Consider the following 8,289-nt stretch of genomic DNA (forward strand, 5'->3'; position numbering starts at 1 on the left):
GCTCCCGTCGGAGTTAGCACAATCTGGTGTCGGGTTTTACCCCGACACCAGTGACCTGTTTGAGCGAGAATTACTCGTCTTCCAGTTCGATGTTGATGCCCAGCGAGCGGATCTCTTTCAACAGAACGTTGAAGGATTCCGGCATACCCGGTTCCATCTGATGGTTGCCGTCCACGATGTTCTTATACATCTTGGTACGACCGTTCACGTCATCAGACTTAACGGTGAGCATTTCCTGTAGGGTGTAGGCGGCGCCGTAAGCTTCCAGCGCCCACACTTCCATCTCCCCGAAGCGCTGACCACCGAACTGCGCCTTACCACCCAGCGGCTGCTGAGTAACCAGGCTGTAAGAACCGGTAGAACGCGCATGCATCTTGTCATCAACCAGGTGGTTCAGTTTCAGCATGTACATGTAACCGACGGTTACCGGACGTTCGAACTGTTCACCCGTACGGCCATCGAACAGGGTGATCTGACCGGAGGTCGGCAGGTCGCCCAGTTTCAGCAGCTCTTTGATTTCCGCTTCTTTCGCACCGTCAAACACTGGTGTGGCAATCGGCATACCTTTACGCAGGTTTTCTGCCAGACGCAGCACTTCATCATCGCTGAAGGTGCTCAGGTCGACTTTCTGACGAACGTCGGCGCCCAGATCGTAGGCACGCTGGATGAATTCGCGCAGTTTGGCGACTTCCTGCTGCTGTTTCAGCATGGCGTTAATCTTGTCGCCAATACCTTTCGCAGCCATACCCAGGTGGGTTTCCAGAATCTGACCAATGTTCATACGAGACGGTACGCCCAGCGGGTTCAGTACGATGTCTACCGGCGTGCCGTTTTCATCGTAAGGCATGTCTTCGATCGGGTTGATCTTAGAGATAACACCCTTGTTACCGTGACGACCTGCCATCTTATCACCCGGCTGGATACGGCGTTTAACGGCCAGATAGACCTTCACGATCTTCAGCACGCCCGGCGCCAGATCGTCGCCCTGGGTGATTTTACGGCGCTTCGCTTCAAGTTTTTTCTCGAACTCGTGTTTCAGTTCGTCATACTGCTCAGCCAGTTGTTCCAGCTGATTTTGTTTCTCTTCGTCGGTCAGACCGAGTTCCAGCCAGCGGTCGCGCGGCAGTTTGTCGAGCTTCTCAGCTTCAACGCCGCCGGACACCAGCACCGCACGGATACGGCTAAACAGGCCCGCTTCGAGGATCTGCAGTTCTTCAGACAGGTCTTTTTTCGCCTGCTTGAGCTGCATCTCTTCGATTTCCAGAGCACGTTTGTCTTTTTCTACGCCATCGCGAGTAAAGACCTGAACGTCGATAACCGTACCGGAGACACCGTTAGGTACGCGCAGAGAAGAGTCTTTAACGTCAGACGCTTTCTCACCGAAGATCGCACGCAGCAGTTTCTCTTCCGGCGTCAGCTGGGTTTCACCTTTCGGCGTCACCTTACCGACCAGAATGTCGCCGCCGGTCACTTCCGCGCCGATGTAAACGATACCGGATTCATCCAGTTTGGAGAGCGCAGCTTCACCCACGTTCGGGATGTCAGCGGTGATCTCTTCCGGCCCCAGCTTGGTGTCACGGGACACGCACGCCAGTTCCTGAATGTGGATGGTGGTGAAACGGTCTTCCTGGACAACACGCTCGGAAACGAGGATGGAGTCTTCGAAGTTGTAGCCGTTCCACGGCATGAACGCCACGCGCATGTTCTGACCGAGCGCCAGTTCACCGAGGTCGGTGGACGGACCGTCTGCCAGCACGTCGCCGCGTTCAACCGGCTCGCCCAGAGACACACATGGCATCTGGTTGATACAGGTGTTCTGGTTAGAGCGGGTGTATTTGGTCAGGTTATAGATGTCGATACCTGCTTCACCCGGGTACATCTCGTCTTCGTTAACTTTGATAACGATACGGGATGCATCCACGTACTGAACAGTACCGCCACGTTTAGCTACTGCAGTAACACCGGAGTCGACGGCGACAGCACGTTCCATACCGGTACCCACCAGCGGCTTATCAGCACGCAGAGTCGGAACCGCCTGACGTTGCATGTTCGCACCCATCAATGCACGGTTGGCGTCATCGTGTTCCAGGAACGGGATCAGGGACGCACCGACGGAGACCACCTGCTGGGTGGAAACGTCCATGTAGTCAACCTGGTCACGGCTGAACAAGCTGGATTCGCCTTTGCTACGGCAGGTAACCAGATCTTCTACAAAGTGGCCTTCGTCATCCAGGTTGGAGTTCGCCTGAGCGATAACGTAGTTGCCTTCTTCGATAGCAGACAGGTAATGAATTTCGTCAGTGACCACGCCATCAACCACACGACGGTACGGCGTCTCAAGGAAGCCATATTCGTTAGTCTGTGCGTACACGGACAGGGAGTTGATCAGACCGATGTTCGGACCTTCCGGCGTTTCGATAGGACATACGCGACCGTAGTGCGTCGGGTGTACGTCTCGAACTTCGAAGCCTGCGCGTTCGCGGGTCAGACCGCCTGGGCCGAGTGCGGAGATACGACGTTTGTGCGTAATCTCAGACAGCGGGTTGTTCTGGTCCATAAACTGAGACAGCTGGCTGGAACCAAAGAACTCTTTCACTGCGGCGGAAATCGGCTTGGCGTTGATCATATCCTGAGGCATCAGGGTATCCAGATCGCCCAGAGACAGACGCTCTTTCACCGCACGCTCTACACGCACCAGGCCAACGCGGAACTGGTTTTCCGCCATTTCGCCGACGGAACGGATACGACGGTTGCCGAGGTGGTCGATATCATCCACTTCGCCTTTACCGTTACGGATATCGATGAGCTTCTTCATGACATCAATGATGTCGTCTTTGCTCAGGATACCGGAACCTTCGATTTCGTCGCGCAGCAGAGAACGGTTGAACTTCATACGACCCACCGCAGACAGGTCATAGCGGTCTTCGGAGAAGAACAGGTTCTCGAACAGGCTTTCAGCCGCTTCACGAGTCGGCGGCTCACCAGGGCGCATCATGCGGTAGATTTCTACCAGCGCGCTCAGACGATCGTTAGTTGGGTCGACGCGTACCGTTTCAGAAATGTACGGGCCGTGGTCCAGATCGTTGGTAAACAGCGTTTCGATACGTTTGTGGCCAGACTGGCTCAGCTTAGCCAGCAGATCCAGGCTCAGCTCCATGTTCGCCGCGCAGATCAGCTCGCCAGTGGATTCGTCAACGTAGTCTTTAGAGACGACTTTACCTGCGATGTACTCAACCGGAACTTCGATATGCTTGATATCGTCTTTTTCCAGCTGACGGATGTGACGCGCGGTAATGCGACGGCCTTTTTCAACGTACACTTTGCCGTTAGCTTCGATATCGAACGACGCGGTTTCGCCGCGCAGACGTTCTGGAATCAGCTCCATCTGCAGCTTGTTGTCGCGAATTTCGAAGACGACTTTCTCAAAGAACAGGTCAAGGATCTGCTCAGTGGTGTAGTTCAGCGCACGCAGAATGATGGTCGCAGGCAGTTTACGGCGACGGTCGATACGCACGAACAGGTTGTCCTTCGGATCGAATTCGAAGTCCAGCCAGGAACCACGGTAAGGAATGATGCGCGCGTTATACAGCACTTTACCCGAAGAGTGGGTTTTACCTTTGTCGGAGTCAAAGAAGACGCCAGGGCTACGGTGCAGCTGAGAAACGATAACACGCTCAGTACCGTTGATAACAAAGGTACCGTTGTCGGTCATGAGCGGAATTTCGCCCATGTAGACTTCTTGTTCTTTAATGTCTTTTACGGTGCCTTCCGGCGCTTCGCGCTCGTAGATCACCAGACGCAGTTTTACGCGCAGCGGTGCGGAATAGGTCACGCCACGGATCTGACATTCCTGAACGTCAAACACCGGTTCGCCAAGGCGGTAGCTGACGTACTGCAGCTCGGAATTACCGCTGTAGCTCTGAATCGGGAACACGGAACGGAAGGCTGCTTCCAGGCCGTACTGCCCTTCAGGATCTTGCTCGATAAACTTCTGAAACGAGTCAAGCTGGATAGAAAGGAGATAAGGTACATCCAGAACTTGTGGACGTTTACCAAAATCCTTACGAATACGTTTTTTCTCGGTATAGGAGTAAACCATAGGGTTCCTCAGCTCGCTGACAAGTCGACCCATCTGTCCTGCGGGGGACAGTTTGTGCAACACTATTTTGTTGACCGGAAAATGGATACTTTCCGCAATGCCTGTTGCTATCACGCTTAAACCATTTCATTGCGATTTACACAGAACGTACGCTCTGTCGCAGTATATTAAGTCGTCGATAGAAACAAGCATTGAAAGGCACAGCAGTAGTCAAACAGTGTGAAACGCTACTGGCGCCTTACAGCGCAAAAAGGCTGGTGACTAAAAAGTCACCAGCCATCAGCCTGATTTCTCAGGCTGCAACCGGAAGGGTTGGCTTATTTAACTTCAACTTCAGCGCCAGCTTCTTCCAGAGATTTTTTCAGTGCTTCAGCGTCATCTTTGCTCACGCCTTCTTTCAGAGCGGCCGGAGCAGATTCTACCAGGTCTTTAGCTTCTTTCAGACCCAGGCCAGTTGCGCCACGTACTGCTTTGATAACAGCAACTTTGTTAGCGCCAGCAGCTTTCAGAATTACGTCGAATTCAGTTTTTTCTTCAGCAGCTTCAGCCGGGCCAGCAGCTACAGCTACAGCAGCAGCAGCGGAAACACCGAATTTTTCTTCCATTGCAGAAATCAGTTCTACAACGTCCATTACGGACATAGCGGATACTGCTTCAATGATTTGATCTTTAGTGATAGACATTTAAATTGTTCCTGAATATCAGAATAAGTTTATACGTAAGCAAATGCTTGATAAAGACAACTGCGATTACGCAGCTTCTTTTGCATCGCGTACAGCAGCCAGTGTGCGAACCAGTTTGCCAGCCGAAGCTTCTTTCATGGTTGCCATCAGGCGTGCAATTGCTTCTTCGTAGGTCGGCAGAGTTGCCAGGCGGTCGATCTGAGACGCCGGGATCAGCTCACCTTCAAAGGCTGCAGCTTTGACCTCAAATTTTGCATTCGCTTTCGCGAACTCTTTGAACAGACGAGCAGCAGCGCCCGGGTGTTCCATAGAGTATGCAATCAGGGTCGGACCAATAAACGTGTCTTTCAGGCACTCGAACTGAGTACCTTCAACGACGCGGCGCAGCAGGGTGTTACGAACAACACGCATGTATACGCCAGCTTCACGACCTGCTTTACGCAGTTCAGTCATTTTATCTACAGTTACGCCACGGGAATCCGCAACTACTGCAGACAGCGCGCCTTTGGCTACTTCGCTGACTTCAGCAACAATCGCTTGTTTGTCTTGAAGATTTAAAGCCATTAGCTTTGCTCCTGGATGTTTGCCGGAACTCATGTTCCGGAACTCACTTCACTCATCTCAACGAGAAGAGCGTCTTAATACGGTGAGCAGAAACAAGCCAGAGTATAAAAAATAATCTTAGCGTTCTGTCACCGTCTACGCAGGGGATTAAGCCTCTTGCGAGACGCCTGCGGTCTTCGACGGAGGCCTGGATAGGCCAGGCTCCAACGAACAAATTCTTTCTATGACTTCGTCCTTTGAACCGCAGCTGTGTTAGCTGCGCCCGTTCACACCAGTCACATAGTTAACTATGCTCCTGGCGATTCACTCACTTGCTGCCTTGCTGCAATTCAAATGACTCGCATAGTGCTCTGTTATATTTCAACAGAATCGTGGGGGTAAGATTGTAGACAAAATCACCGCCCACGTAAAGACTAATCTTAGTTCGCAGATGCGCTCAGACCAGCCTGATCAACGGCAACGCCAGCACCCATGGTGGTGGAGATGCTAACTTTCTTGATGTACACGCCTTTCGCCTGGCTCGGTTTTGCTTTTTTCAGCGCAACCAGCAGAGCTTCCAGGTTTTCTTTCAGTTTGTCAGCGTCAAAGTCCACTTTACCGATGGTGGTGTGGATGATGCCGTTTTTGTCGTTACGGTAACGAACCTGACCTGCTTTAGCGTTCTTAACCGCTTCAGCAACGTTCGGCGTTACGGTACCGACTTTCGGGTTTGGCATCAGGCCGCGCGGACCCAGAACCTGGCCCAGCTGGCCAACAACGCGCATTGCATCCGGGGATGCGATAACAACGTCGAAGTTCATTTCGCCTTTCTTGATCTGGTCAGCCAGATCTTCCATACCTACCAGCTCAGCGCCAGCAGCTTTAGCTGCTTCAGCGTTCGGGCCCTGGGTAAATACGGCAACGCGAACAGAACGGCCAGTACCGTGCGGCAGTACAGTCGCGCCACGAACGTTCTGGTCAGATTTACGAGCGTCGATGCCGAGGTTAACGGCAACGTCAACGCTTTCGTTGAATTTAGCAGTGGCCAGCTCTTTCAGCAGGGCAATAGCTTCGTTGATGTCGTACTGTTTGGTCGCATCAACTTTTTCACGGATCACGCGCATACGCTTGGTCAGTTTAGCCATTTCTTAGTCCTCCACTACCAGGCCCATGGAACGTGCAGTACCTTCGATGGAGCGAGTCATCGCTTCAATGTCGGCACCGGTCATGTCGGCAGCTTTGGTCTGCGCGATTTCCTGCAGCTGAGCGCGGGAAATTTTACCTACTTTGTCTTTGTTCGGCTTGCCGGAACCAGACTTGATACCAGCCGCTTTTTTCAGCAGAACAGCTGCCGGAGGCGTTTTGGTAACGAAGGTGAAAGAACGGTCAGCGTAAACGGTAATAACAACCGGAATCGGCAGACCTTTTTCGATGGAATCCGTTTTTGCGTTGAACGCTTTGCAGAATTCCATGATGTTCACACCTTGCTGACCCAGTGCTGGACCAACCGGCGGACTCGGGTTCGCCATACCAGCTGCAACCTGCAGCTTGACGTAGGCTTGTACTTTCTTAGCCATTCTAAATTCCTCGAATTGGGTAGTATCGCTTCAAAGAAGCTCCCCGTGATAAATATCGCTTTATGGGCATAAGGCCCATAAAAACAAAAGGCGCGAAATTGTATGTCAATTTCGCGCCCTATGCAACGATTAGATCGCTGCTTTTTTGATCGCAGCCTTACGCTTTCTCAACCTGGCTGAAGTCCAGCTCTACCGGGGTCGCACGACCGAAGATAGAAACAGACACTTTCAGGCGAGACTTCTCATAATCGACTTCTTCGACAACGCCGTTAAAGTCTGCGAACGGACCGTCGTTAACACGAACCATTTCACCCGGTTCAAACAGAGTTTTCGGCCGCGGCTTATCGCCAACCTGCTGCAGGCGGTTCATGATCGCATCGACTTCTTTGTCGCTGATCGGCGCCGGACGGTCAGAGGTACCGCCGATAAAGCCCATCACACGCGGCACGCTACGCACCAGGTGCCAGCTTGCGTCGTTCATGACCATCTGGACCAGAACGTAACCCGGGAAGAATTTGCGTTCGCTTTTGCGACGCTGGCCGCCACGGATCTCAACGACTTCTTCAGTCGGCACCATGACTTCGCCAAACAGCTCTTCCATATTGTGTAATTTGATATGCTCGCGCAGCGATGTGGCTACGCGGCCTTCAAAACCGGAAAACGCCTGAACGACGTACCAGCGCTTTTTAGGTGCTTCAGACATCTCAGAACCTCAGGCCAGTGATAAAGGATACCAGGCGAACCAGAATACCATCCAGTCCCCACAGGATCAGTGACATAACTGCGGTAACCGCAGCGACGATCAGCGTGGTGTGCAGCGTTTCCTGGCGAGTCGGCCAAATGACCTTACGGACTTCGGTTCTCGCTTCACGGGCAAAAGCAACGGTTGCTTTACCTTTTGTCGTCAACAGCGCGACACCACCCGCTGCAGCAATCAGAATTACTACGGCCAGCGCACGCAGCGGCAGCATCATGTCGCGATAGAGGTAGTTGCCGACGATTGCGACGATCAGCAATATGGCAACAACTATCCACTTCATCGCTTCCAGGCCGCGCCCGCTCCCTTGAGCTTCGGTATTCGCACTCATAAACCAACCTGTCAGAAGTATTCTACAAACATTTTCACCCCGCAATCGCGAGGCAATCCAAATCGAAACGCTTATTCGCCTTTCGGATTATACGCCCTCTACAGAGCCTGTCTCAGCAATGATTATGACAAATAAAATCACTGATGAGCCAGGTTCTGGTGTGAAAGCGTGCAAAAAGGGCATCAAATGATGCCCTTTTATTGCGCATTGCGTCAAATATTATCAGCGATTAGCCGAGAACTTTAGCAACAACGCCCGCGCCAACGGTACGGCCGCCTTCACGGATTGCGAAACGCAGA

General features: G+C 52.4%; 8 protein-coding genes. All 8 read right to left on the reverse strand.

Going from position 1 to position 8,289, the window contains the following annotated elements; translation table 11 throughout:
• Positions 1 to 70: 70 nt before the first annotated feature.
• A complete protein-coding gene (gene rpoB / locus ACLD4F_RS21340; RefSeq protein WP_000263105.1) occupies positions 71 to 4,099 on the reverse strand; it encodes a DNA-directed RNA polymerase subunit beta in 4,029 nt (1,342 codons plus the stop codon).
• 317 nt (positions 4,100 to 4,416) lie between these two features.
• Positions 4,417 to 4,782, reverse strand: a complete 366-nt coding sequence (gene rplL, locus ACLD4F_RS21345; RefSeq protein WP_000028882.1) for a 50S ribosomal protein L7/L12 — start codon at positions 4,780 to 4,782, stop codon at positions 4,417 to 4,419.
• A gap of 66 nt (positions 4,783 to 4,848) precedes the next feature.
• Positions 4,849 to 5,346 carry a 50S ribosomal protein L10 gene (gene rplJ / locus ACLD4F_RS21350; protein ID WP_226330856.1) on the reverse strand — a complete coding sequence of 166 codons (498 nt, stop codon included), beginning with the start codon at positions 5,344 to 5,346 and terminating at the stop codon, positions 4,849 to 4,851.
• Positions 5,347 to 5,765: 419 nt separating this feature from the next.
• Entirely contained in the window at positions 5,766 to 6,470 is a 705-nt protein-coding gene (gene rplA / locus ACLD4F_RS21355; protein ID WP_001096676.1) for a 50S ribosomal protein L1, read from the reverse strand.
• Between the two features lie 3 nt (positions 6,471 to 6,473).
• The gene (gene rplK, locus ACLD4F_RS21360) at positions 6,474 to 6,902 is read right to left on the reverse strand and encodes a 50S ribosomal protein L11 (protein ID WP_001085926.1); all 429 of its coding nucleotides are present in this window, start codon (positions 6,900 to 6,902) and stop codon (positions 6,474 to 6,476) included.
• A 157-nt stretch (positions 6,903 to 7,059) separates the two neighbouring features.
• Entirely contained in the window at positions 7,060 to 7,605 is a 546-nt protein-coding gene (gene nusG, locus ACLD4F_RS21365) for a transcription termination/antitermination protein NusG (RefSeq protein ID WP_001287521.1), read from the reverse strand.
• Between the two features lies 1 nt (position 7,606).
• Positions 7,607 to 7,990 (reverse strand): preprotein translocase subunit SecE, encoded by a 384-nt coding sequence (gene secE, locus ACLD4F_RS21370; protein ID WP_001275691.1) that lies wholly within the window; start codon positions 7,988 to 7,990, stop codon positions 7,607 to 7,609.
• Between the two features lie 229 nt (positions 7,991 to 8,219).
• Positions 8,220 to 8,289 (reverse strand): hypothetical protein (locus ACLD4F_RS21375; protein WP_168992435.1); only part of this gene is annotated, 70 nt, incomplete at its 5' end.

The sequence above is a fragment of the Salmonella sp. 741265050_HSA genome (assembly GCF_046569445.1).
In the GTDB taxonomy this organism is placed as follows: Bacteria; Pseudomonadota; Gammaproteobacteria; order Enterobacterales; family Enterobacteriaceae; genus Salmonella; species Salmonella enterica.